The sequence below is a fragment of the Nocardia sp. NPDC050712 genome, from assembly GCF_040654295.1.
In the GTDB taxonomy this organism is placed as follows: Bacteria; Actinomycetota; Actinomycetes; order Mycobacteriales; family Mycobacteriaceae; genus Nocardia.
Window position 1 is genome coordinate 1,660,208 of sequence record NZ_JBFAHT010000002.1, and the last position, 24,528, is coordinate 1,684,735.

At 71.3% G+C, this 24,528-nt stretch carries 21 protein-coding genes; 10 read left to right on the forward strand and 11 right to left on the reverse strand.

Annotated elements, in window-relative coordinates; genetic code table 11:
* Nucleotides 1-23: 23 nt before the first annotated feature.
* Complete coding sequence (locus tag AB0H76_RS18605) at nt 24-1,340, forward strand: MFS transporter (protein ID WP_357324946.1); 1,317 nt, start codon at nt 24-26, stop codon at nt 1,338-1,340.
* Here the strand turns inward: AB0H76_RS18605 and AB0H76_RS18610 are convergent.
* Entirely contained in the window at nt 1,311-3,173 is a 1,863-nt protein-coding gene (locus AB0H76_RS18610; protein ID WP_357324949.1) for a helix-turn-helix domain-containing protein, read from the reverse strand. The two genes, AB0H76_RS18605 and AB0H76_RS18610, sit on opposite strands and share 30 nt — an antisense overlap.
* 97 nt (nt 3,174-3,270) lie before the next feature.
* Here AB0H76_RS18610 and AB0H76_RS18615 point away from each other — a divergent pair, with 97 nt between their 5' ends.
* Nucleotides 3,271-4,050, forward strand: coding sequence for a CPBP family intramembrane glutamic endopeptidase (locus AB0H76_RS18615; RefSeq protein ID WP_357324951.1), 780 nt, complete (start codon nt 3,271-3,273; stop codon nt 4,048-4,050).
* A 10-nt stretch (nt 4,051-4,060) separates the two neighbouring features.
* Here AB0H76_RS18615 and AB0H76_RS18620 read toward each other — a convergent pair whose 3' ends face one another.
* Complete coding sequence (locus AB0H76_RS18620) at nt 4,061-4,564, reverse strand: hypothetical protein (protein WP_357324954.1); 504 nt, start codon at nt 4,562-4,564, stop codon at nt 4,061-4,063.
* A gap of 109 nt (nt 4,565-4,673) precedes the next feature.
* Nucleotides 4,674-5,315 (reverse strand): NAD(P)H-dependent oxidoreductase, encoded by a 642-nt coding sequence (locus AB0H76_RS18625; RefSeq protein WP_357324956.1) that lies wholly within the window; start codon nt 5,313-5,315, stop codon nt 4,674-4,676.
* 106 nt (nt 5,316-5,421) lie between these two features.
* On the opposite strand from AB0H76_RS18625, the gene AB0H76_RS18630 reads away from it, so the two are divergent.
* The gene (locus AB0H76_RS18630) at nt 5,422-5,862 is read left to right on the forward strand and encodes a MarR family transcriptional regulator (RefSeq protein ID WP_357324959.1); all 441 of its coding nucleotides are present in this window, start codon (nt 5,422-5,424) and stop codon (nt 5,860-5,862) included.
* A gap of 12 nt (nt 5,863-5,874) precedes the next feature.
* On the opposite strand, the gene AB0H76_RS18635 is transcribed toward AB0H76_RS18630, so the two are convergent.
* Nucleotides 5,875-6,699 (reverse strand): endo alpha-1,4 polygalactosaminidase, encoded by an 825-nt coding sequence (locus AB0H76_RS18635; RefSeq protein ID WP_357324962.1) that lies wholly within the window; start codon nt 6,697-6,699, stop codon nt 5,875-5,877.
* Nucleotides 6,700-6,845: 146 nt separating this feature from the next.
* Here AB0H76_RS18635 and AB0H76_RS18640 point away from each other — a divergent pair, with 146 nt between their 5' ends.
* A complete protein-coding gene (locus AB0H76_RS18640; RefSeq protein WP_357324965.1) occupies nt 6,846-8,867 on the forward strand; it encodes a heavy metal translocating P-type ATPase in 2,022 nt (673 codons plus the stop codon).
* Here the strand turns inward: AB0H76_RS18640 and AB0H76_RS18645 are convergent.
* Both AB0H76_RS18645 and AB0H76_RS18650 read right to left on the reverse strand, forming a co-directional pair.
* Nucleotides 8,864-9,535 carry a phosphatase PAP2 family protein gene (locus tag AB0H76_RS18645; RefSeq protein WP_357324968.1) on the reverse strand — a complete coding sequence of 224 codons (672 nt, stop codon included), beginning with the start codon at nt 9,533-9,535 and terminating at the stop codon, nt 8,864-8,866. The genes AB0H76_RS18640 and AB0H76_RS18645 overlap by 4 nt on opposite strands.
* Nucleotides 9,536-9,563: 28 nt before the next feature.
* Complete coding sequence (locus tag AB0H76_RS18650; protein ID WP_357324970.1) at nt 9,564-10,592, reverse strand: WYL domain-containing protein; 1,029 nt, start codon at nt 10,590-10,592, stop codon at nt 9,564-9,566.
* A 61-nt stretch (nt 10,593-10,653) separates the two neighbouring features.
* Here AB0H76_RS18650 and AB0H76_RS18655 point away from each other — a divergent pair, with 61 nt between their 5' ends.
* Complete coding sequence (locus AB0H76_RS18655) at nt 10,654-12,957, forward strand: excinuclease ABC subunit UvrA (RefSeq protein WP_357324973.1); 2,304 nt, start codon at nt 10,654-10,656, stop codon at nt 12,955-12,957.
* Here AB0H76_RS18655 and AB0H76_RS18660 read toward each other — a convergent pair.
* Nucleotides 12,895-14,349 (reverse strand): catalase, encoded by a 1,455-nt coding sequence (locus AB0H76_RS18660; protein WP_357324976.1) that lies wholly within the window; start codon nt 14,347-14,349, stop codon nt 12,895-12,897. The genes AB0H76_RS18655 and AB0H76_RS18660 overlap by 63 nt on opposite strands.
* Nucleotides 14,350-14,680: 331 nt before the next feature.
* Between AB0H76_RS18660 and AB0H76_RS18665 the strand changes: the two genes are divergently transcribed.
* From AB0H76_RS18665 to AB0H76_RS18680, 4 genes are all read left to right on the forward strand, one after another.
* Entirely contained in the window at nt 14,681-15,562 is an 882-nt protein-coding gene (locus AB0H76_RS18665; protein ID WP_357324978.1) for a MerR family transcriptional regulator, read from the forward strand.
* 85 nt (nt 15,563-15,647) lie between these two features.
* Nucleotides 15,648-16,745 carry a polyprenyl synthetase family protein gene (locus AB0H76_RS18670; protein WP_357324980.1) on the forward strand — a complete coding sequence of 366 codons (1,098 nt, stop codon included), beginning with the start codon at nt 15,648-15,650 and terminating at the stop codon, nt 16,743-16,745.
* Nucleotides 16,746-16,755: 10 nt separating this feature from the next.
* The gene (gene crtI / locus AB0H76_RS18675) at nt 16,756-18,267 is read left to right on the forward strand and encodes a phytoene desaturase family protein (protein WP_357324983.1); all 1,512 of its coding nucleotides are present in this window, start codon (nt 16,756-16,758) and stop codon (nt 18,265-18,267) included.
* Entirely contained in the window at nt 18,264-19,199 is a 936-nt protein-coding gene (locus AB0H76_RS18680) for a phytoene/squalene synthase family protein (RefSeq protein ID WP_357324986.1), read from the forward strand. The genes crtI and AB0H76_RS18680 overlap by 4 nt, the downstream gene beginning before the upstream one ends.
* Before the next feature lie 40 nt (nt 19,200-19,239).
* Here AB0H76_RS18680 and AB0H76_RS18685 read toward each other — a convergent pair whose 3' ends face one another.
* Nucleotides 19,240-19,728: a DUF6764 family protein gene (locus AB0H76_RS18685; protein ID WP_357324989.1), complete on the reverse strand. Its 489-nt coding sequence runs from the start codon at nt 19,726-19,728 to the stop codon at nt 19,240-19,242.
* Nucleotides 19,729-19,866: 138 nt separating this feature from the next.
* On the reverse strand, nt 19,867-20,874 hold the full coding sequence (locus AB0H76_RS18690) for an AraC family transcriptional regulator ligand-binding domain-containing protein (RefSeq protein ID WP_357324991.1): 1,008 nt from the start codon (nt 20,872-20,874) through the stop codon (nt 19,867-19,869).
* 71 nt (nt 20,875-20,945) lie between these two features.
* Between AB0H76_RS18690 and AB0H76_RS18695 the strand changes: the two genes are divergently transcribed.
* Nucleotides 20,946-22,412, forward strand: a complete 1,467-nt coding sequence (locus AB0H76_RS18695; RefSeq protein WP_357324994.1) for an NAD(P)/FAD-dependent oxidoreductase — start codon at nt 20,946-20,948, stop codon at nt 22,410-22,412.
* On the opposite strand, the gene AB0H76_RS18700 is transcribed toward AB0H76_RS18695, so the two are convergent.
* A complete protein-coding gene (locus AB0H76_RS18700; protein ID WP_357324996.1) occupies nt 22,381-22,992 on the reverse strand; it encodes a hypothetical protein in 612 nt (203 codons plus the stop codon). The two genes, AB0H76_RS18695 and AB0H76_RS18700, sit on opposite strands and share 32 nt — an antisense overlap.
* A 21-nt stretch (nt 22,993-23,013) precedes the next feature.
* Entirely contained in the window at nt 23,014-24,474 is a 1,461-nt protein-coding gene (locus tag AB0H76_RS18705; protein ID WP_357324998.1) for a dihydroorotase family protein, read from the reverse strand.
* Nucleotides 24,475-24,528 lie beyond the last annotated feature (54 nt).

Sequence of the window (24,528 nt, forward strand, 5' to 3'; positions counted from 1 at the left end):
CAACGATTCCGGAGTTTCCCCGCATGAGCCCCACGCTGCGACCCGCACGCACCGATCTCGAGCACCAGGTGACCCGCAAGGTCGCGCGCCGCCTGATCCCGTTCCTGGGCCTGGCCTATTTCATCAACTATCTCGACCGCACCAACATCGGCATCGCCAAGCTGACCATGAGCACCGAACTCGGCATGACCGAGACCATGTTCGGGCTGGCATCGGGCCTGTTCTTCGCCGGCTACCTGCTGTTCGAGGTGCCCAGCAACATCGCCCTGCACCGCTTCGGCGCCCGCCGCTGGATCGCCCGGATCATGGTCAGCTGGGGGCTGGTGATGATGGCGATGACCTGGGCGTCCAACGTGGAGATGCTGGCCGGGCTGCGCATCGTGCTCGGCATCGCGGAGGCGGGCTTCTTTCCCGGGGTGCTGTTCTACCTGACCCTGTGGTTCCCCCGCGCCTACCGGGTGCGCCTGACCGGGTTGTTCATGCTGGCGCTTCCGGTGTCCTCGGCGCTGGGCTCGCCGATCTCGAGCGCGATCGTCGAATACGGCGACGGCCTGTTCGGGCTGTCGGGGTGGCGGGTGCTGTTCCTGTTCTCGGGCCTGCCCGCCGTGCTGCTGGGCGTGGTGACCTGGTTCTATCTCACCGACCGGCCCGCCGAGGCCCGCTGGCTCAGCACCGCCGAACGCGACTGGCTCACCAGCACCCTGGCCGCCGAGCAGCAGGCACCGGCCGAGACCAAAGGCTCGATCCGCGCGGCGTTCACCGATCCGCGGGTCTGGGCGCTGGGCTTCGTCTACTTCGGGATCACCTACGGCCTGTACGCGCTGAGTTTCTTCCTGCCCAGCATCGTCGCCGGTTTCAAGACGACCTTCGGCCTGCACCTGAACCTGATGACGACCGGCCTGATCGTGGCGGTCCCGTTCGCGATCGGCGGCGCGGTCATGGTGCTGTGGAGCAGGCACTCCGACCGCACCGGCGAGCGCGTCTGGCATGTCGCGGTGCCGACCGCGGTCGGCGCGGTCTCCATTCCCCTTGCGCTGTACCTGGATTCGCCGCTGCTGGCGATGGCGGCCGTGACGATCAACGCGGTGGGCGTGTTCTGCGCGCTGCCGGTGTTCTGGTATCTGCCCTCCACCTTCCTGAGCGGGGTGACCGCCGCGACCGGCATCGCGCTGATCAACTCGATCGGCAACCTGTCCGGGTTCGGGGCGCCGTTCCTGACCGGCTGGCTGCTCGATCTGACCGGCAATCCGCGCGCCGGACTGTGGGTGGTCGGCGCGGTCATGCTTGCCGCCGCCGCGCTGGTCGTCGCGCTACGCCAGCAGCACCGCGCTACGCCGTAACCGCAGCACCACTTGCAGATCCAGCGCCGCGTCCGGTTGCCGCCACCCGGTGCCGAGCAACCGGTCCACGGTGTCCAAGCGCTGATAGAGCGTGTTGACGTGAATGGTGAGCGCGGCCGCGGTCTCGGCGTGCCGGCGCCCGTGGCCGAGGTAGGCCGAGAGGGTGTCCACCAGCGGGGTGCCGCGCTTGGCCTCCTCGGCCAGCAGCGGGCCCAGCAGCCGCTCGGCGAGCCGATCGAGTTGCCGCCGGCCGCTGTGGGTCAGCAGGATGCGGTAGATGCCGAGGTCGGCGGCCGCGCAGGTCTCCCCGGCCCGGCCCAGGGTGAGCAGCACATCGCAGGTCTGCTGGGCTTCGAGGTAGGCCGCCGACAGCCCGGCCGCACCCGCCGCGGCGTCGGACACCCCGCTGGTGACCGCCGCGGGCAGCAGGGCCGCGACCGCGCCCGGATCCTCGCCCGGCACCAGCGCGATCGCCCGCGAACCATGCTGGGCGACAACAGTTCCCGACGGCCAGGCGACCGAGTCCGGCAGCCGCCCGCCCGCTCCCCCGGCCTCGGTGACCACCACGCAGTAGCGGCGATCCGGGGCCACACCGGCCAGGCGGCACTGGCGGCGGTCGTCCTCCGCGGTGGCGGCCGGGCGGGTGACCAGATCGACGACGAAAGCGTCGCGCGCCCGCCGTGAGGCCTCCCCGGCATAGTGATCCGCGGCCAGCAGCAGCGCCACCGCGGGCGCGGCCCGGCCCAGCAGCAGCCGGTCCGCCTCGGTGAATTCGGTGTCCCCGGCCGTGCGCACGAGCAGCGCCCCGAGAAACCGGTCCTCGGTGTGAATGCATTGCGCGATCACCTGGGCCGCGGACCCGGCAGCGGCGGGCACGACCACGACCTCCGACCGGTCGAGCGCACCCGAGGCCAAGCCGGTCACCACCTCCGCGACCGCCGCACCGACCGCCTCGAGTTCCGCGGGCATCGTGGCCGCGTCGGTGACCAGGTGCACCGGCTTGCCCATCAACCGCCCGGCATCCGCGACCAGCTGGGCCACCCCGCCGCCGCGCAGCACCACCTCGGCCAGGGTCCGATCCCACTCGATCGCCTTCTCCAACTGCGCCGTGCGCGTGGACAACTCGGCGTTGGCCCGTTCCAGGCGTTCGACGCTGCGCTGATACCCCGCGAACGATCGGGCGTTGTCGATGGCGACCGCCGCGTGCGCCGCGAGCGCGGCCAGCAGCCTGGTCTCGGAGTCGTTGAACTGCCGCTCGGTGCGCTTGCAGGCGAACAGCGCGCCCAGCACCTGATCCCCGAGCAGGAGCGGCACCCCGAGCAGGCCGCGCATGTTCTCCGCCGCCGCGGCGCTGTCAGCGCCCGCGCGATGCCGGAAGTTCGGGTCCGCCTGGTAGTCCTGGGTCCAGGCCGAGGCGCGGGTGCGCCGGATGACCCCGGCCAGCCCCTCCTCGCGCGGAAACCGCATCCCGGGCAGCAGGGTCGAGAGCGCACCACTGGTGACCTCGACGACGAACTCGTCCCCGGCCAGGGTCGCGACATAGGCCAGGTCGACCTGCAGCAGGCCGCGCGCCTGCTCGACCACGATCTGCAACAGCGCGCCCGGGTCGCGCACCGCGGTCAGCCGCACGGCGAGGTCGTTGAGCGCCGACAACTCCGCGGCCCGATGCCGGCGCTGATCGAGTTTCGCGCGCAGTTCCAGCGCGGCGTCGGCGTCCAGGTCGCCCGCCGTGCCCGCCTGCTCGCGGACCACGCCGCGGTAGCGCATCAGCGCCGGCCACGGCGCGTCCTCGAGCAGCAGTTGCAACCATCCGGACTGACTCGAACTCTGCACCCTGGACCATCTCCACACCGTGACGCGCTAACTATGGAGGAACCCTATATCCCGCGCGTCACGGCGACGCGGCCCCGCAGGCTCTATGTTTGCTGACATGAGTGCTGTCGATGTGTCGCCGTCGGCGGGCCGGGCGCCCCGCAGCCTGTCCTATCCGATGTTCGCCGTGGTCGTGCTCACCTACCTGGTGCTCATCCAGGGCGGTGGCCTGCTGCTGCAGAAGCTCACCGGCACGGACGACTTCCTGAGCACCCGGTCGGTGTTCTTCGCGATGATCATCCCGCTCGGCGTGGCGCTGGCCTTCACCTACGGTGTCGCCGCCTACCTGGGCTGGCTGCGCCCGGTCCTGCGGGAGGACCATCCGACCCGGCCCTGGGTCCGCGTCGTGCCGATCGTGTTCCTGCTCGCCATCGCCTTCGGCATCGACTACAGCGCCCTGGCCGAGAAGGGCTGGGTCTACATCGTGGTGCTGTTGCTCGCGACCCAGCTCGTCGGCTGGGGCGAGGAGGGCATGTTCCGCGGCATCGGCGTCACCGTCCTGCGCCGGCACGGGCTCACCGAGGGCCGGGTGGCGCTGTGGTCGAGCCTGATCTTCGGGGCCGTGCACCTGTCCAACGTGGTCGGCCACGGCCTCTCGGCGCTGCCGCAAGCGATCATGGTCAGCCTCGCGGGTTACTTCTTCTATCTGATCCGCCGGGCGACCCGCGGCAACGCCGCCAACTCGATCATCCACGGGCTCTTCGATTTCACGCTGCTCAGCGGCAGCGCGATCCTGGTGGACCAGCCGTCCTACGCCGGCACGCTGCTGCCGATCCTGGTGTATCCGGTGCTGGCGCTCATCCTGTTCGTCAAACGCCACGACATCGAACCGGCGTGAGTTCGGGTCGCTACCGGCGGGTCATGGAGGCGCTGCTGAAGCGGAAGGGTGAGCTCTGCTTCGAGACGATGAGCAGCGTCGCCGAGGTCACCGTGGCGTCGGCGTTCGCGCACACCGGCTTCTCGAGGGTGTAGTTCACCTTGTTCTCCGACCAGCTCAGCGCCTCGATGCGCTGACCGCGCTTGCCGGCGCCGAAGGCGTGCTCGAGTTTCGCGCCGTCGGCGGTGGTGAGCACGACCATGCCCGCCGCCGGGCCACCGGAGCTGAACTCCAAGGTGGCCGCGCCGGGTTCGACCGCCCCGGTAGTCGGCTTGGAGCCGCCGGCCGAGCTGTTCTCGAGAGTGCCGGTGTAGGTGGCCGCACCGGATGCCCCGGTCCACTCCGCCAGCGTCTTACCGCATTTCATGGCGGCGGGTTTGGCCGCCGCGGGCGCGGCGGTAGCCAGCCCGAGCCCGGCGCCGACACTCAGGGCCAAGGCCAGGGCAGCGGTACGCGTGCGGATCGTGACCGACATGGTTCTCCTCGGGTCGCAGCTCGAACAGCTCTGGGTCACCCGATTCTCGCCACGCAGCCGCGGCCGGGCCGAGAGGCGCGCATCCGCACAGCGCACCCCAGCCGGTGTCTCACGCGGCCGGTCGTACGGTCCCCGCCCCGGCGGCCCGGGCGAGCGCGTGGCTGTTCGCCCGCAGTGCCACGGCCCGGTCGCGCAGGTGCGCCATCGCCGGGCTGTGCTCGGCCAGGGTCAATTCGGTCTCGATCAGGGTGACCTCGGCGCCGAAGACCGTGCCGAAGGTGTGCCGCAGGAACGGCACCGAATGGTCCCAGCCCTCCTGGGGCGCGCCGGGTGAGGTGCCGCCGCCGCGGGCGACGACGAGCGTGACGGGCGTGCCGGTCAGGGGGTAGGTGCGCGGCGCGAAACGCGGGTCGGTCCACAGCATGTCGATCCAGCACTTGAGGTGCTCGGACACACCCCAGTTGTAGAGCGGGGCGCCGATGACGAGCGCGTCGGCGGCCAATACCTCGGTGGCCAGTGCGGCGGCGAACTCGACCGCGGCGGTCTGCGCGGCGGTGGGGTGATCGGCTTCGCGCGCGGCCAGGGCCTCGGTCCACACCGCCGGGGACAACGGCGTGTGCACCAGGTCGCGGCGGGTGACCTCGCCGCCGGGGTGCGCGGCCCGCCACGCGCTCTCGAACTCGTCGGCGATTTCGTGGGTGACCGATGTCCCGGCCTGGACGCTGGTGTCGACGCGATACAGGGTGCTCATGATTCTCCTTCTCCAGTGGTATCTTCTCTTCAACCGATGTTCTGTCCAACAGACGATATTGTCAACAGATCATTTGCCGAACCGCATACCCTGATAGGATGAGACGGTGAGCACACCGCAGGAGACCGACACCGACTTCGGCTGGGCATTGTTCGCGGTCGTGCGCCGCTACCGCCACCGCACCGACGAGCTGGTGGCCGACCTGCCCGGCGGCCCGCGCGGCTACCAGGTGTTACTGGGCTCACAGCAAATCGGGCCCAAGAGCCAGCTCGCCCTGGCCCACTACCTGGGCCTGGATCGCACGGTGCTGACCTACCTGATCGACGACCTGGCCGCCGCCGGGCTCGTCGAGCGCCGCCCCGACCCCGCCGACCGGCGGGTGCGCCGCGTGGAACTGACCGCGCGGGGCAGCACGGTGCTGGCCGAGACGCGCCGTCGCCTGCGCGGGGTGGAAGACGACCTGCTCGCCCCGCTCACTCCCGCCCAGCGCGAGAGCCTGCGCACCCTGCTGCACCTGGTCGCCACGAGCGAGGACACCGCCGGATAACCGCGCGCGGCCTCAGCAGGTCTTGCGGACGTAGCCGGGATCCTGGGGCGTGGAGACCTCCACGTCGCGTAGCACGATGCTCATGGTGGTCCCGTAGCCCGCGCAGGCCGCCGCCAGTCCGGCCGCGGTGTATTCGATATCGATGACGTGGTTGTCGAAGGCGGTGGCGTAGACGCCGCACTCCTCGGTGTCGCCGCATTCCTCGGCGACCGCGAAATCCAGTCCGGCCGCGGTCCTTCGGTCGACCAGTTCGGCGGCGTTCTTCTGGCCGATGGCCAGGCCGCGGTCGTGTGCGCGCCGGGCGAGCAGGGCGATGAAGGTGACGGCCTGGTCGGTGCTCAGCAGGTCGCGTGATCGGCTGTAGCTGTCGTAGTTGTCGATCTCGACGGCGTCGAAGCCCTTGCGCGCGCACTCCTCGATCCATCCGCCGACCCGGTCGGCGATGCGGGTGCGCTGGTCCGCGGTGCGGATGTCGAGCAGCGCCTCGTTCCAGACCTCGTCGTAGACCACCGCGCCGGTGCCGTCGCGCAGCAACAGGTCGGCCGGCCATTCGGCTTCCGCGCCCTCCTGGACCTGAAAACCGTTGACGTAGCAGAGGTTATAGAGCCCGGGGGCGGGTGTGGCGCCGTGATCGCGGGAGACGACGGTGACGCCCGGCGGCGGCGCGTAGGGGGCGGTGATCTGGTAGTCGAACCCGGCGTGGCGCGGCGGCAGCGTCACCGCCGGGGCGGCGCCGGCCAGAGGCGGGCCGGACAGGCAGGTGGCCGCGACGGCGAGCGCCAGGCCGATGCGGGTCCGGTAGCGACACCTACGATTGCTCGAAAACCCTTCAGGCACAGGCAAAGACAATCATCAATCGCGACGGCCGTCAACGCGGCGGCCCAGCGCGCACACCAGGATTCGCGCGCTTTCCGCCGATCCGGACCCGCATCAGTTATCTTTCAGCAACGTGTTCCGCCGCCGACCCGGAGGACCTGCCACCCATGCATTCGCACGCCGAATCGACCACCGGCCACCCAGCTACCGGCACCCACCACGGCGATCATGTCGCGATGTTCCGGCGGCTGTTCTGGATCATGCTGCTGCTGGCGATCCCCGTGGTCGCCGCGGACATGATGTTCGCCGACCTGCTCGGCTACACCGTGCCGCGCGCGCTGCGCTGGGTCTCGCCGGTGCTGGGTACCGTGATGTTCGGCTGGGGCGGGCGGCCCTTCCTGACCGGCGCCGTCGGCGAGATCCGCGCCCGCCGCCCCGGCATGATGCTGCTCATCGCGCTCGCGATCACCGTCGCCTTCGCGGCCTCGTGGGGTTCGACGCTGGGACTGCTCGCCCACGAGCTGGACTACTGGTGGGAACTGGCGCTGCTGATCGTGATCATGCTGCTGGGCCACTGGATCGAGATGCGCTCGCTCGGCCAGGCCTCGAGCGCGCTGAGTTCACTGGCCGCGCTGCTCCCCGACGCCGCCGAACGCCTCGACGCGCACGGCACCGCCACCTCGGTCGCCGTCGCGGAGCTGCGCACCGGCGATCTCGTGGTCGTGCGCCCCGGTGGCCGCGTGCCCGCCGACGGCACCGTCGAGACCGGCAGCGCCGAGGTCGACGAGTCGATGATCACCGGCGAATCCCGGCCCGTCCGGCGCGGCGCCGGGGACCGGGTGGTCGCGGGCACCGTCAGCACCGACTCCGCGCTGCGGGTCCGGGTCACCGCGGTCGGCGCCGACACCGCGCTGGCCGGCATCCAGCGCCTGGTCGCCGAGGCGCAGAACTCCACCTCCCGCGCCCAGGTCCTGGCCGACCGGGCCGCGGCGTGGCTGTTCTGGTTCGCCGCCGGCGCCGCGGCATTGACCGCGCTCGTGTATCTGCTGCTGGGACAACCGGAAACGGCGGTTACCCGCACCATCACCGTGCTGGTGATCGCCTGCCCGCACGCGCTGGGCCTGGCCATCCCGCTGGTGGTCTCCATCGCCACCGAACGCGCCGCCCGCGCCGGAGTGCTGATCACCGACCGCCGCGCACTGGAGACGATGCGCACCGTCGACGCGATCCTGTTCGACAAGACCGGCACCCTCACCCGCGGCGAACCGGCCGTCGTCGCCACCACCGCCACCGGGCACCGCCTCGGCGACGACGACGTGCTGGCTTTGGCCGCGGCCGCGGAATCCGACAGCGAACATCCCCTGGGCCGCGCCATCGTGCACACCGCCGCCGAGCACGGTGTCCGGGTGCCCCCCGCGACGGGCTTCACCGCGCACAACGGCATCGGGGTCAGCGCGACCGTCGACGGCGCGACCATCGACGTCGGCGGGCCCGCCCTGCTCACCGGCCACCACCTGGACCCGGCCCCGACCGCCGCGACCTGGTCGGCCCAGGGCTCGACCGTGCTGCACGTGCTGCGTGACGGCGAACTCGTCGGCGCGCTCGCGCTGGCCGACGACATCCGCCCCGAATCCGCCCAGGCCATCACGGCTTTGCGGGCACGCGGCGTGCACGTCGCCATGGTCACCGGCGACGCCGAACCCGTCGCGCGCACCGTGGCCGACCGGCTCGGCATCGACGAGGTGTTCGCCGGCGTGCTGCCCCGGGACAAGGGCACCAAGGTCCAGGATCTCCAGGACGCCGGGCACACCGTGGCCATGGTCGGCGACGGCGTCAACGACGCCCCCGCGCTCGCCCGCGCGGATGTCGGCATCGCCATCGGCGCGGGCACCGACGTCGCGATCGCCTCCGCCGGTGTGGTGCTGGCCGGCGACGATCCGCGCGCGGTCGTGTCGGTGATCGAGCTATCCCGCGCGACCTACCGCAAGATGGCGCAGAACCTGATCTGGGCGGCCGGATACAACGTGATCGCGGTCCCGCTGGCGGCCGGTGTCCTCGCACCCTGGGGCATCACCATGCCGATGGAGGTCGGCGCGCTGCTGATGTCGGCCTCCACCGTCGTGGTCGCCGTCAACGCCCAGCTGCTGCGCCGCCTGGACCTCGACCCGGCGAAGGTCGTGCAGCGCTAGGCCGCTCGCGCGGTGGTCGTCGCCCGATAGCCGAGCAGGCACAGCCCGACCCACACGGCGCCCATCGACCACCCGCCGAGCACATCGGTGGGCCAGTGCACACCCAGATAGATCCGCGAAAGCCCCACCGCGACAACGAATATTGCCGCCGCCCCGGCAATCGCCGACCGCAGCGCCCGCCCGGAACAGCCCGCCACCGCCACGACCGCGAGCACGGTGGCGACCACGAACGATCCGAGACTGTGCCCGGAGGGGAAGGACTGACTGGCCACCTGCACCAGATGGTCACCGGTCGGCGGCCGATCCCGGTCGATCAGGATCTTGCTCACGTTGCTCAACGGCTGCGCACCCACCGCCGCCACCAGGATCAATCCCGCGGGCCACCCGTGCCCGCGCCGCACCAGCAGGACCGCCGCCAGTGCCGCGACCAGCGTCGTGACCATGCCGCCACCGGCATGGGTGACCGCGGTGGCCACCGTGGTCGCGGTGCCGGTGCGCCGCTCCAGCATCCAGTCCCGGACCGGGTCGTCGAAAGCGACCGCGCCCTCCCCCGCCAGCACGGCACCGATCAACCCCGCGCTCGCCAGCGCGAGCACACACAGCATCCAGATCGCCGGGACCGGCAGCGGCAGGACCGGGCGCGGGGGCGCGCCGAATCGATTCACCATGCGAGCCCACTCACCCGACGTGCTGCGATCAAGAGCGATCCTTTCCATCCCGGACGGACTCTGCCGTGCTCGACACCGTATCGGCCCGGCCCGGCGCAGCGGCGCGACACAGCCGGTCGGCGAGTTCGATCGCCCGGTCCCGGAATTCGGCGGGCTGCTCGAGGACGAAGTCCACGCCGATCAGCCCGACCTGGAGAATCAGCCATTCGAAGGAATCCACCCGGGTGCGCAGCCGGCACCGGTCGGGTCCCAGCGTTTCGATCTCGCAGTCCTGGAACTTCAGGACGTCCGCGACCGCGGCGGCGGGCGCCTCGACGGTGACGACCGCGCGGTGCCGGGGCGCGCTCAGCCCCTCGCGCAGATACTCCGCGCCCGAGGCGGCGGGCAACGGGCGCGGTGCGAAATGGCTTGCCGTGGTGGTGATCTCGTCGATCCGGTCGAGGCGGAAGGTGCGCCAGTCGGCGGGCTCGGGGTCCCAGGCCAGCAGGTACCAGCGCAGGTGCAGGTGGATCGCGCGGTAGGGCTCGACGCGGCGGCGGGTGACCTGCCCGTCCCGGTCGAGGTAGGTGAAGCCGACGTATTCGTGGCGCGCGGCCGCGGTGCCCAGGGTGGCGACCGCTTCCGGGCGCACCGCGGGCGCGTTCTGCGGTGCGGTCTCCACGGTGTCGCGCAGCGCGGCCACGGCCGGGCGCAGCCGCTGCGGCAGGAACTGGTCGAGTTTCCCGAAGGCGCGATCGGCCGCGGGCGCGAAGCCGTTGCCGTCCACGGGTTCGCGGGGTGCGGTGGCGCCGAGCAGCGCCAGGCTCACCAGGGTCGCGACCGCTTCGTCGTCGTCGAGCACCAGCGGCGGCAGGGTGCGCCCGGCCGCGAGCCGGTAGAAACCGCTGGGCCCGGGCTGGGTGGTGACCGGATAGCCGTACTCGCGCAGGCGCTCCACGTCCCGGCGCAGCGTGCGCGGGCTGACCTCGAGGCGCGCGGCCAGGTCCTGCCCGCTGAAACGCCGCCCGGTCTGCAGCTGGGCCAGCAGTTCGAGCATCCGGCGGGTGACATCTGCCATGGCTCCATCATGGCAGCCATTGCGGTCAGAATCCGGCCACATCTGCCGTTAGCGTCGAGTCATGAGCGCATTCGAGCAGCACCGAGCCATCCGCCTCCGCGGCGCGCGCACCCACAATCTGCGCCGGATCGACCTCGACATCCCGCGCAACAGCCTGGTCGTCTTCGCCGGGGTCTCCGGCTCGGGCAAGTCGTCGCTGGTGTTCGACACGGTCGCCGCGGAGGCCGGGTATCAGGTGAACGAGAACTATCCGCCGTTCGTGCGCAACCGGCTGCCGCGCTGGACCCGGCCCACGGTGGACCACATCGACGGCCTGTCACCGGTGGTGGTCATCGACCAGCGGCGGCTGGGCGGCAACGCCCGTTCCACCGTCGGTACCAGCACCGACGTCTACAGCTATCTGCGCCTGCTGTTCTCGCGGATCAGCACCCCCTATGTCGGGGAATCGAACCACTTCTCGTTCAACGATCCGGCCGGCATGTGCCCGACCTGCTCGGGCCTGGGCCAGACCCTGCGCACCGCCGTGGAGCGTGTGCTGGATCTGGACAAATCGCTGGCGGACGGCGCGATCCTGCTGCCGGGCTTCGGCCACGGGCAGTACTGGTATCGCCAGTACGCCGATATCGGCTCGTTCGACGCGAGCACCCCGCTGCGCGCGTGGACCGACCGCGAACGCCAGGCACTGCTCTACGGCGGGGCGGCCGCCGCCGAGCTGGGCACCCGGCCGCCGCGCGACTACGAGGGCGTGCTGGAGCGGTTCGAGCGGATCTATCTGCACACCGCCGACAACCTGTCCGAACGCAAACAGGCTGTGCTGCACCGGTTCACCCATGCCGCGTCCTGCCCGGACTGCCACGGCGCCCGGCTGAACGAGCCCGCCCGCAGCGCCCGCGTCCTGGACCACACCATCGTCGAGATGAGCGAACTCGAGCTCGCCGAACTCGCCGAACTGCTCGCCGCCGTCGACGCGCCCGAGGTCGCCCCGGTGGTGGCGGCCCTGCGCGAACGCCTGACCGCGCTCACCACCCTCGGGCTGGGCTATCTGTCGCTGTCCCGTCCCACCGGCACCCTGTCCGGCGGCGAGTCGCAGCGCATCAAGACGGTGCGCCACCTCGGCAGCAGCCTGGTCGAAATGCTCTATGTCTTCGACGAACCCACCATGGGCCTGCATCCGCACGATGTGCGCTCCCTGACCGCGCTGCTGAAACAGTTGCGCGACAAGGGAAACACCGTGCTCGTCGTCGAACACGACCCCGATGTCATGGCCATCGCCGACCGGATCGTGGAGATCGGGCCGGGCGCGGGCGCGGCCGGCGGGACGGTGGTGTTCGAGGGACCGTTCGACGACCTGCTGCTCGCGGACTCCCCGACCGGCCGCGGCCTGCGCCGCCGCCGGGCCCCGCGCACCCCGCGCACGCCCACCGGCGCCCTGCGCGTCACCGACGCCACCCGCAACAACCTGCGCGGACTCACCCTCGACATCCCCACCGGCGTGCTGACCGTGCTCACCGGCGTCGCCGGCTCCGGAAAGTCCAGTCTGGCCGCGGAATTGGCCGCTCAGCACCCGGCCACCGTCGTCGATCAGCGTCCGGTCACCACGAACCGGCGCTCCTCCGCGCTGACCTACACCGGCATCGCGCCCGCGCTGCGCCGCCTCTTCGCCACCCGCAACGCGGTGCGCCCGGCCCTGTTCAGCGCGAACTCCGAGGGCGGCTGCCCGACCTGTCAGGGACTCGGCGTCCGCTACACCGATTTGGCGTTCATGGACGGCCAGGAAACGGTGTGCGAGACCTGCGGCGGGCGACGCTTCACCCCGGAGGCGCTGCGCTACACCGTCGACGGCCTGACCATCGCCGACATCGACGACCTCACCGTCGCCGAGGCCGCCACCCGCCTGGAGGAACCCGCCATCACCGGGCCGTTGCGCCGCATCGAACAGGTCGGGCTGGGCTATCTGCGCCTGGGCCAGGCCCTGACCACCCTGTCCGGCGGGGAATGCCAGCGCCTGAAGATCGCCAAGGAACTGACCCGCCGCGACGGTGGCACGCTCTACATCCTCGACGAGCCGACCACCGGCCTGCACCTCTCCGACATCGGCACCCTGCTCGAGGTGCTGGGCACCCTCGTCGACCAGGGCAACACCGTGGTGGTCATCGAGCACAATCTCGAGGTCATCGGCCAGGCCGACCACCTGCTCGATCTCGGCCCCGGCCCCGGACGCCACGGCGGCGAGCTCGTCTTCGCGGGCACACCCGACGAGCTCGCCGCGCATCCGGACTCGAAAACCGGTCGCGCGCTGGCCTCAGCGCGGAGCGGTCATCCCGGCCCGGACGCGCGCGCCCAGGTCGGCGTCGATATTGCCTAGATATTCATAGACCTGCGCCAGCACCGGCTCGGTCACCCCGTTGCTCAGGTGGCCGACGATATTGCCGACCAGCCGGTCACGCGCGGCGTCGTCGAGGACCTCGCGCACCAGGGTGCCCGCCTGTCCCCAATCGTCGTCGTCGGCCCGCAGGGTGTAGGCCTGCCGGACCATCTCGCCGTCGCTGTGCCAGCCCGCCGCCTCGCGCGGCCCGTCCACCCGCGCCGCCGGGCCGCCCTTGGAGTTCGGCACGTACACCGGGTCACCGGGATTGTGGTGCCGCATCGGGCCGTCCTTGGAGTAGGAACGCACCTCGGTCGCGTGCGGGGTGTTCACCGGGATCTCGTGATAGTTCGGGCCGATCCGGTGCCGGTGCGCGTCCGGATAGGAGAACCAGCGTCCGAGCAGCATCTTGTCCGGGCTGGGTCCGGTGCCGGGCACCGCGTTGCTGGGCGCGAACGCCGCCTGCTCGATCTGGGTGTGATAGTCGGCGGGGTTGGCGTTCAGGATCATCCGGCCGACCTCGATCAGCGGATAGTCACCGTGCGGCCAGACCTTGGTCAGGTCGAACGGGTTGAAGCGGTAGGTCTTGGCGTCGTCGAACGGCATGATCTGCATGTGCAGCGTCCAGCTCGGATGGTTGCCGCCCGCGATGGATTCCCACAGGTCGCGGGTGTGATAGTCGCCGTCGGTGGCCACCAGGGCGTCCGCGTCGGCCTGGGTGAGGAACTCGACGCCCTGGTCGGTCTTGAAGTGGTATTTCACCCAGAACCGCTGGCCCGCGGCGTTGACCCACATGTAGGTGTGGCTGGAGTAGCCGTTCATGTGCCGCCAGCTGCGCGGGATGCCCCGGTCGCCCATCAGCCAGGTGACCTGGTGCGCCGACTCCGGTGACAGGCTCCAGAAGTCCCACTGCATGTCGTTGTCGCGCATGTTGTTGTCCGCGCGCCGCTTCTGCGAGCGGATGAAGTCCTGGAACTTCAGCGGGTCGCGCATGAAGAACACCGGCGTGTTGTTGCCGACCAGGTCGAAGTTGCCGTCCTCGGTGTAGAACTTCAGCGCGAATCCGCGCGGGTCACGCCAGGTGTCCGGGCTGCCGCGCTCGCCCGCCACCGTCGAGAAGCGCGCCAGCATCTCGGTCTTGGTGCCCGGCTGGAACACCTTCGCGTGGGTGTAGGCACTGACGTCGTGGGTCACCTCGAAGACGCCGAACGCGCCCGCGCCCTTGGCGTGCGGCTGCCGCTCGGGCACCCGCTCCCGGTTGAACGCCGCCATCTTCTCGATCAGATAGGCGTCGTGCAACAGGATGGGCCCGTCGGGCCCCACCGTGAGCGAATCGCTGTCACTGTGCACGGGAATGCCGGAATTGTCGGTCGTGAAGTTCGAATCAGCCATTCGCCTCTCCCAATCGCACCGCCGGGGTAATGGAGAACGCATACATCGGCCACGAGGCCAACCCTGAGAATGGTAGCGAATACTCAGCTACCAGCCAGTGGAATGTGCTCGAATGCTTACGACCCGTTGGCGACGACCCCTCCGGCGATCGCACCCGGACGACCCACGGCCAGGAGTTGAACACCCTCGTCGCTACCGCCCGGGACCTGGGCCGCCCGGCCGGGTGCGCCGGCGACCGGAACAGTGAGATTTGCTGTGCCGCACGGGTGAACGGCCGCGCCGGGTAGGATACGGATCATTTCGCGCAGTGGTTACCGGGTGGGTATCGGGTATGAACAGCGCCGATGACCACGTCGCGTGGGTCGGCGAATTCACCGTCGGCTCGGTCGCCAAACGCTTGGAGATTCCGGTCGCCACGTTGCGCAGCTGGAATCAGCGCTACGGCATCGGGCCTTCTCGGCACGCTCCCGGGCGGCATCGCTATTACACCCGCGAGGACATCGCCGTGGTGGTCCGGATGGTCGAGCTGGTGCGCGCGGGCGCGACGCCGGCCAGTGCCGCGCAAGCCGCCCGGGCGACCAGTGCGCCGATCTCGGCGCTCGAGGACGTCCCGGCGATCCTGGCCGCGGCGCAGCGGCTGGATCCGGCCGAATTGCTGCCCGCGATCGTGGCACACTTCTCACACCACGGCGTGGTCGACACCTGGAACCTGCTGTGCCGCCCGGTATTCGCCGCGATCATCGATCGCCAGGACGCGGGCGCGGGCTTCATCGACGTCGAGCACATGCTGTCCTGGGCGGTGACCAGCGCGCTGCACCGGGTGGCGCCGCTGCTGCGGGACGCGGCGCGGTATCCGCCGATCCTGCTGGCCTGCACCGGCGGCGAACAGCACACGCTGCCGCTGGAGGTCTTGCGCGCCGCGCTGGCCGAGCACGGTGAGCCCGCGGTCTTCCTCGGCCAGTCGGTGCCCGACAGCGCGCTGACCGACGCGCTGGCCCGGCAGCAGCGGGCCCCGGTCGTCGTGCTGTGGGCGCAGACCCCCGACACCGCGCGCCTGCGCACCATCGTGGCCGCGCAACCGCGCGCGGCGCGCCTGCTGCTGGCCGGACCCGGCTGGTCGGCCGGTGCGCGACCGCCCGGTGTCGGCCACCTCGATTCGCTCGAGGACGCCGTCGCGGAGCTGACCCGGGAACGGTCCGCGCAACAGCACTGAACGCACTAGTGCATCGCTTCTGCATCGTTTGGCATAGGATGGTCGGGACCGCGCGATCCGATCCGGCCAGAACGGGGAAAAGCCGATGAGCACCGTCGCTTTCGACGAACTACCCACCCTGGATTCCGCCTCGGTCGCGAGCACCGCGACCTTCGCGCGCTGGCGCGGCGACCTGCGCACCCTGGTCCTCGGCGAGATCGGCGCGTTCCTGCGCGGGGCCGGTGTCGAGGATCTGCTGCCGGTCAAGGTCGACGACATCCTGTGGCAGTACGCGGCCGGCGGGAAGGGGCTGCGCTCGACCTTCCTGTATCTGGGCTGGCTGTGCGGTGCGGAACCGGCCGCCGCGGCCGTCCGGGCGGCGGCGAGCCTGGAACTGCTGCACGGTTTCGCCCTGCTCCAGGACGACGTCATGGACAACGCGGTGCTGCGCCGCGGCGCACCGGCCGCGCACGTCGTGCTCACGACCCGCCACGGCGCGCGGGCCGATTCCCGCTTCGGCACCGCCGCCGCGACCCTGCTGGGCGACATGTGCCTGGTGTGGGCCGAGCAGATGATGCGCGAGAGCGGCCTCGACACCGCTGCCCTGGAACGCATGTGGCCGCGCTACGACGCCATGCGCATCGAGCTGGCGGCGGGCCAGTTCGCCGACCTGTCCAATGATGTGCGCGCCTGCCCGCCGCTGTCGGCCGTGCTCGACACCGCCCGGGCCAAGTCCGGCAACTACACGGTGCGGCGGCCCTTGGAACTCGGTGCCGCACTGGCGGGCTGCGAGCCGCGCACCCTGCACGTGCTCGGCGCCTACGGCTCGCGCGTCGGCGAGGCGTTCCAGCTGCGCGACGACCTGCTCGGCATCTTCGGCTCCGAGGCGCTGACCGGGAAACCCCAGGATTGCGACCTCGGTGAGCACAAGGCGACCAGCGTCGTGGTCGTCGCCCTGGACTGCGCCGGCCCCGCCGCGCGCCGCGAGCTGAGCGAGCTGCTGGCGCGGCCGGTGCTCGACGTGCCCGCGATCGAGCGCTGCCGCACCTTGATCGCCGAATGCGGTGCGCCGCAACGGATCGAGGCGATGATCGACGCCCGCGTCGAGGTGGCGCTGAACCTGCTGGACACCGGCCCGCTCGACGCGGTGCGGCGCGCGGCGCTGCGGCAGCTGGCGCTGCTGTGCACCGCCGGACCGGCGTAAGGAGCCGACTATGCGTACGGTAACCGGCCCTTCCGACCAGGTCGTGGTGGTCGGCGCCGGCCTGGCGGGCCTGTCCACGGCACTGCATCTGGCCGGGCGCGGGCGCACGGTGACGGTGCTCGAACGCGCCGAGGTGCCCGGCGGCCGGATGGGCCGCCTCGACATCGACGGCTACCGCATCGACACCGGCCCGACCGTGCTGACGATGCCCGAATTGCTCGACGACGTCTTCGCCGCCGTCGGCGCGCGGGCGGCCGACCGCCTGGACCTGCGCCCGGTGGCCCCCGCCTACCGCGCGACCTACGCCGACGGCCGCACCCTCGAGGTGCACTCCGACGCAGCGGCCATGGTGCGGGCCGTCACCGCCTTCGCCGGAGCCGAGCAGGCAGCCGGCTACCTGCGGCTGCGCGAATGGCTGAACCGGTTGTACCGCACCGAATTCGACGATTTCATCGCGACCAACTTCGAATCCCCGCTCTCGATGCTCACCCCCGCGCTGGCGCGGCTGGCGGCGCTCGGCGGTTTCGGGCGCTGGGATCGCCGGGTCGCGCGCCACATCAGCGATCCCGATCTGCGGCGGGTGTTCACCTTCCAGGCGCTCTACGCCGGTGTCGCCCCGGACCGGGCGCTGGCGGCGTACGCGGTCATCGCGCACATGGACACGATGGCCGGGGTGTACTTCCCGCGCGGCGGGATGCGCGCCGTTCCCGACGCGCTCGCCGCGGCCGCGGTCGCCGCCGGTGTGCGTTTCCGCTACGGCGCCACCGTGACCCGGCTCGAACGCGAAGGCGCGCGGGTTCAGGCCGTGCACACCGCCGACGGGACGCGCCTGGCCTGCGACGCGGTCGTGCTGACCACCGAGCGGCATCGCACCCATCAGCTGCTCGGGCATCGGCCCCGCCGGCCGCTGCGGGTGCGGGCCGCGCCCTCGGCGCTGGTGCTGCACGTAGCCTGCGCCGCGCAGCCCGAGCTGCCGCATCATTCGCTGCTGTTCGGCAAGGCCTGGTCCGCGGCCTTCGCCGACATCATCGACACCGGGCAGGTCATGGCGGACCCGTCGCTGCTGCTCACCCGGCCCACCGCCGCCGATCCCGAGCTCGCGCCGCCCGGACGCGATCTGCTCTACCTGCTCGCGCCCGTGCCGAATCTCGAACGCGGGCGGATCGATTGGGCCGAGTTCGGCCCGGCCTACGCCGCGGAGATCCTCGACCTCGCCCGGCAGCGCCTGGGGCCCGGTTCGCTGCGCGATGCCCGTATCCTGCGCACGGTCACTCCGGCGGACTGGGCGAGCCAGGACATGCTGGCCGGCAGCCCGTTCGCGCTCGCGCACACCTTCGCCCAGACCGGCCCGTTCCGTCCCGCCAACATGATCCGCGGCCTGGACAACGTCGTCCTCGCGGGCGGTTCCACCGTGCCCGGTGTCGGGATCCCTCCGGTCCTGGTGTCGGGCCGGCTCGCCGCCGACCGCATCACCGGCCGTCTCCGCGCCGGCACCGCCCCCGCACTGATCGGACGAGCATGACGCGCACCGAACTCGCCGCCGCCGGCATCACCGAACCGCGCCTGCGCGAGTCCTATCGGATCTGCCGCGAGCTCAACGCCCGCCACGGCAAGACGTTCTTCCTGGCCACCCGGCTGCTGGCCCCCGACCAGCGCCCGGCCGTGCACGCGCTCTACGGTTTCGCCCGGCGCGCCGACGACATCCTCGACGACATCGATCCGGATCGCCGCACCGCGCAGCGCGCCGAGCGGCTCACCGAGCTCGCCGGCCGGTTCCGCTCCGGCGACGCCGAGGGCGACGAGGTCCTCGCGGCGGTGCTGCACACCGCCGAGGCCTACGACATCCCCGGTGACCTGTTCGACGCCTTCCTGACATCGATGGCGATGGACCTCTCGGTCACCGACTATCCGGACCGGGCCGCCCTGGACCGCTACATCTACGGTTCGGCCGAGGTGATCGGCCTGCAACTGCTGCCGGTGCTGGGCACCGCCGCCGCGCGCGCGGACGCCGCGCCGTATGCCGCCGCACTCGGAAAAGCCTTCCAGCTCACCAACTTCCTGCGCGACGTCGACGAGGACCTCTCCCGCGACCGGGTCTACCTGCCCGCCGACGAGTTGGCCGCGCACGGCGTGGACCGGGAACGGCTGTTCTGGTGCCACCGCCAGGGCCGCGCCGACGCCCGGGTCCGGCGCGCCCTGGCCGCGCAACACGAAATCACCCGGGGCGTCTATGCATTCGCCCGAGAAGGCATCGACGCGCTGGCGCCCCGCTCCCGTCCGTGCGTGCATACCGCGCTGGTGCTGTACTCCGACATCCTGGATCGCATCGAGCAGCGCGGGTTCGAGGTCTTCGGGCATCGCGCCCGGGTGGGTACCGCGCGCCGCCTGCGGATCGGGTCGGTCGGCCTGCTGCGGGCCTGGTCGGCGCGGCAGGGCACCGGCGGGCGCGGCTGAGGGTGGGCCCGATCCGTCCGGACCGGGCCCACGATCATGGTCAGCCCAGCGACAAGCAGCCCTGCAGGGTCTGGAAATCTCCGGCGAAGCCGATGCCGCCGGTGCAGGTCGGGGTGCTGACCCCGGTGACCGTCACCGTGGCGCCGGGTCCGGCGATGCCGAGCGCCAGACCGGGCCGGGCGCCGTTCATCAGGACCGTCGAGCCGGGGCCCACCGCGACCGCCGCGGGCGCCGACAGCGACCCCGCCCGCACGACGGCGGTGCCACCGTTCTGCGCGATGGCCAGGGACAGGCTGGCCGGCCCCGCGTCCGCAGTCGCGGAACCGGCCACCCCGTAGGCGGCGGCCGCGCTGCCGCCGACACTGGAGGCCGAACACTGCTCCCCCGCGGTCGTCACCGAGGTGGCGCCCGCGCCCGGCACCGGGCACGCGCTGGCAGCGGCTTCGGGAGCGAGCAAGCACAGCGCGGCGAGCACCGGACCCGCGGCCAGCACGGCGGCGGTGGTACGGCGTGAAAGACAAACACTCATGGCAATCTCCTGCGGCGACGCCGCATTCGAGGCGATTCGCCTAGGTATCGGACTGTTCTCGGACCACCGAACCGGTTGCGGTGCGGCATAATCCAACCTAGCCCAGAAACGATGCAAAAACGATGCATCTGGCGAAAATCAGTGCTGCCGGGGCGCGCGACCCGTCCAGCGCCGGTGCGCGCGACTGAAACCGGCGGCGTCGTGATAGCCGAGGCGGCGGGCGATTTCGGCGAGCGTGAGGCGGTCCAGGGTCAGCAGGTCCGCGGCCAGGGTGGCGCGCACCTCGTCGACGAGCTCCCGGAACGAGGTGCCCTCGGCGTGCAGGCGACGGCGCAGCGTGCGCTCGTCGAGGTGCAGGCGGGCCGCGATCTCGCCCGCGGACGGGGCGCTGTCGATCTCGGCGAGAATCAGCGCGCGCACCCGGGCCGACATACCGCGCCGCGACCGCCGGGCCTCCAGGATCCGCGTGCACTGCTCTTCGAGCAGCAGCGCCGTGGTCGAATCCGCTTGCGGCAGCGGCTGATCCAGCAGCGCCGCCGCGAAGACCAGGCGATGCCGATCGGCGCCGACGCGCAGGTCCACTCCGGGCAGTTGCTCGCGCAGCGCCGCGGCGCGCGCGCCGTCGAACGCCGCCTCGATCCGCAGCCCGCGCGGATCGCCGACCGCGGACGGAATGAGCACGGCGATCTTGGCCAGCTCCCGTTCGACGAAGAAGTCCCGGACATCGGCGGGGATCTGGGCGGCGTCGAACACCACGGCCAGGTCCCGCCCGCTGCGCTCGACGACCGGTTCGATGAACGCGAAGGAGAGCTGCGCGTAGCGCACGCCGAGCCGGATCGCCTCGCGCACACTGGAACTGGACAGCATGGCGTAACCCCAGATGCCGAGCGTGCCCACGGTGTAGCGCAGTCCCGCCGCCACGCCGAGGCCGGGCCGATCGCCGATCCGGTGCAGCAGGGTGCGGGCGATGGCCAGTTCCTGGCCCGCCTCGACCACCAGATCGGGTCGTTCCAGATCGGCGGGACGCAGACCGCTGCCGGACAGGCAGTCCGCGGCGCTGAGCCCGTGCTCGGCGCCCAGGTCGACCAGGATGCGGGTCGCGGCGGGGCCGCGGGGGTGGTCCCAGGTGGGTGTCTCGATACTCATGTCCGGAAATGACAATAACCCACCCGGATCGGACCTCGAACCCGCCCGGGTCGCGCACCTACCGTCGAACCATGACGAGCAAGGCAGTGTCGGTCGCCATCATCGGCGCGGGATTCGGTGGGCTGGCCGCGGCGATGGAACTGGACCGCAACGGGATGCACGATTACACCGTGTTCGAGCGCGGCGACTCGGCGGGCGGGGTGTGGCGGGCCAACTCCTATCCGGGCGCGGCCTGCGACGTCCCGTCCCCGATCTACTCGTTCTCCGCGCACCTGGAAACGGAGTGGTCGCGGCGCTTCGGCACCCAGCCGGAGATCCACCGCTATCTGCAGCGCACCGCCGACACCCACGGGGTCACCCGCAAGATCCGCTTCGGCGCCGAGGTGGTCGCGGCGACCTTCGAGCCCGAGGCCGCCCGCTGGCGGGTCGAGTTGGAGGACGGCGAGGTGAACCACTTCGACGTCCTGATCTGCGCGACCGGTCAGCTGTCCCGGCCCGCGCTGCCCGAACTCGACGGCATGGCCGATTTCGCGGGCGCGCAATTCCATTCGGCGCAGTGGGACCACGGGGTCGATCTGACCGACAAGCGGGTCGCGGTCGTCGGCAGCGGCGCGAGCGCGGTGCAGATCGTGCCCGCCATCGCCGACCGCGTCGCCGAACTGCACGTGGTGCAGCGCTCGGCCTACTGGGTCGGCAACAAATGGGATCACCGGACCAACCGGATCGCGCGCACCCTGCTCCGGCGGGTTCCCGGGCTGGCCCGCTTGCAGCACAACGCCGAATGGCTCTGGTACGAGGCGCGGGCGCCGTTCATCGCGCGCTGGGCCGAGCCGGTGCAGATCGGTTTCGAATGGTGGCTGAAGGCCAAGATCCGGCGCGAGATCGGCGATCCCGCGCTGCGCCGGGCGGTCACGCCCGGCTACCGGTTCGGCTGCAACCGGGTGCTGCTGTCCAACGCCTGGTATCCGGCGCTGGACCTGCCGCAGGTGACGCTGCATCCGCACGGCGTGCAGCGGGTGACCGAACGCGGGCTGGTGCTCGCCGACGGCAGCGAGGTGGACGCCGACGTCATCGTGTGGTGCACCGGTTTCACGGCCACCGAGTATCTGGCCCCGATCGAGATCACCGGCCGCGACGGCCGCCGGCTGCACGCCGAATGGAAGGCCGGGCCCTACGCCCATCTCGGCATCACCGTCTCGGGCTACCCGAACCTGTTCCTGATGTACGGCCCGAACACCGGATCCCTCACCAACACCATCACATTCATGCTGGAGAAGCAGGCCCGCTACGCCCGCCTGGCGATCGAGCGGATCGCCGAACGCGGCGGCTGGCTCGACGTGCGACCGGAAGCCCAGCACGCCTACAACAGCCGCCTCCAGGACAAGCTGCGGCGCACCGTCTTCACCACCGGGTGCCCCGGCTGGTATCACACCGCCGACGGCACGGTGACCGCCGTCTGGCCGGGCTCGCATCTCGCCTATGCCCGGGCCACGCGTGCGGTCGACTTCAACGACTACGACCATCACCAGGGCGGCTGAGCCGGCGTTCGGCAGCGACGAGCGCGGCCAGCAGGACCGCCTCGCCCGCGTTGCCGAGCGGCGGTAGTGCGACGGCCGCGCCCGAAGCCACGATCAACACGATGCCGGCCAGCGCCAGCCAGGGCCAGCCTTGCTTGCGCCACAGGGCAATTCCGGCGACCAGCAGTACTACCGACACGATCAGCGCCGGGATCGGCGGGCCGCCCGGGTGGTCCGGCACGTAGCGCAGGGTATCGGCGAAGGACTTCGGAACCAGGTGCAGGCCGATCAGCTCCGTCACCGCGCCCCACGCGACCAGACCGGCCGCGACCAGCCACGGCCCGATCCCCCGGCGGGCGAAGACCCGGTCGGCGACCCACACCACCAGCAGCGGGGTGACCAGCACATGGCCGACGTAACGCCCGATGCTCAACGCGTGCAGGACATCTCCGGTCCCCAGCCAGGCACCGAGACCGACGACCGCGGAGTCGTAGGCGAGCCCGAGCCCGACCACGCACAGCAGCCAGGGTGGCCGACGGCCGAGCCGCGCCACGCAGGCGAGTTGAAAAGCGGCGAGCAGTAGCAGGATCAGGGACACCATCGCCTCAGCTTTCCCTGACGGCTAGGCGGGCGCACGACGGAGGTAGCGGCCCCGCGGTTCACCCTGCACCTTGCCGTCGCGGTAGACGTGGTGCCCGCGCAGAAACACCTCCGTGACCCGGGCGTTCATGGTGAATCCCTCGAAAGGGGTGTACTCCTGGGCGGATTCGGAGTCGGCGGCGCGGACCGTCCACTCGGCAGTCGGGTCCACCAGCACGATGTCGGCGTCGAAGCCCGGCTCGATCGCGCCCTTGCCCGTCAGGCCGTAGCGCTGCGCGGGGTTCCACGCGGTCAGCTCGGCGATGCGCGAGAGCGGCAACCCGCGCCGCCTGCCCTCGCCCACCAGGCCGGGCAGCAGGTACTCGGCGCCGCCGAAACCCGACTTCGCCGCGAACACATCGTCCCGATCGGCCCCGAACTTCTGTTCGTCACGGCAGCAGGCGTGGTCGCTGACCACCCAGTCGATCTCCCCGGTCAGCAGGTGCCCCCACAGCGCTTCGACGTCGGCGCGGTCGCGCAGCGGCGGATTCACCTTTCCGCCCAGCCCGTGCGCGCTGTCGACGTCGGCGAGCAGGTGGCCGATGGTGACTTCGCGCCGGAAGTCCACGTGCGGAAAGGCTTTCGCCATCGTCAGCGCGGCCTCGACGGCCTTGGCCGAGGACAGGTGCAGCAGGTTGATATTCGCCAGGCCGGTCTCGTGCGCGAGGTAGGCGGCCATCGTGATGGCCAGCCCCTCGGAGTGCGGCGGGCGGGAGGCGCTGTAGGCGCGCAAGCCGGTGAGCGTGCCGTCGCGCTCGACCATTTCGGTGTAGGCGGTCATGATCTCGGCGGTCTCGCAGTGCAGTGACAGCGAGATCCGGTCGCCGAACCGCGCTCGGGCGCTTCGGATTCCGCGCATCACGAACTCGAAGTGCGCGAGGTCGTAGCGCTGCTCCGGCGGGATCATCAGGAACTCGGACTGATCGGCGGCGCGGCCGTGCAGCCCGTGCCCGCCGTAGAACATGAAGATCTTGAACGAGGTGATGCCGAAATCCTGGACCAGCGACGGGATCTCGGCGATGTGCTCGGCCGTCATCGGCGCCAGGTGCAGCGCGTGATCGACGAACGAGCGGCCCGCCATCCGGTCCAGCACCTCGGGGACGAAGTCGCGGTAGGCGCCGCCCCGGTTGAGGTAGTAGCGGCCGGTGCGCATGTAGGTGAGCGAGGTGGTGACCCCGCCCTGCGCGCAAGCGCGGCTCTCGCTCTCGGTGTCGGCGGCGAGCTCCTGGTAGATGCCCCAGTGCTGATGCGCGTCGACGACGCCGGGGAAGGCGAGCAGGCCCTGGGCATCGACCACGCGGCGCGCGCCGCCGGCCGCGAGACCGGCCCCGATCTCGGTGACCACACCGTCGGCGACGGCGATATCGACCGGCTCCGGGTCCTCGGCGGACTGCGCACCCCGGCGCACGACCCGGGCGTTGCGGATCAGCAGATCGGTCGCCACCACAGCACACCTCAGTTTCTCTGTGCGAAACATCTTTTCCAATTCGGCGATCAT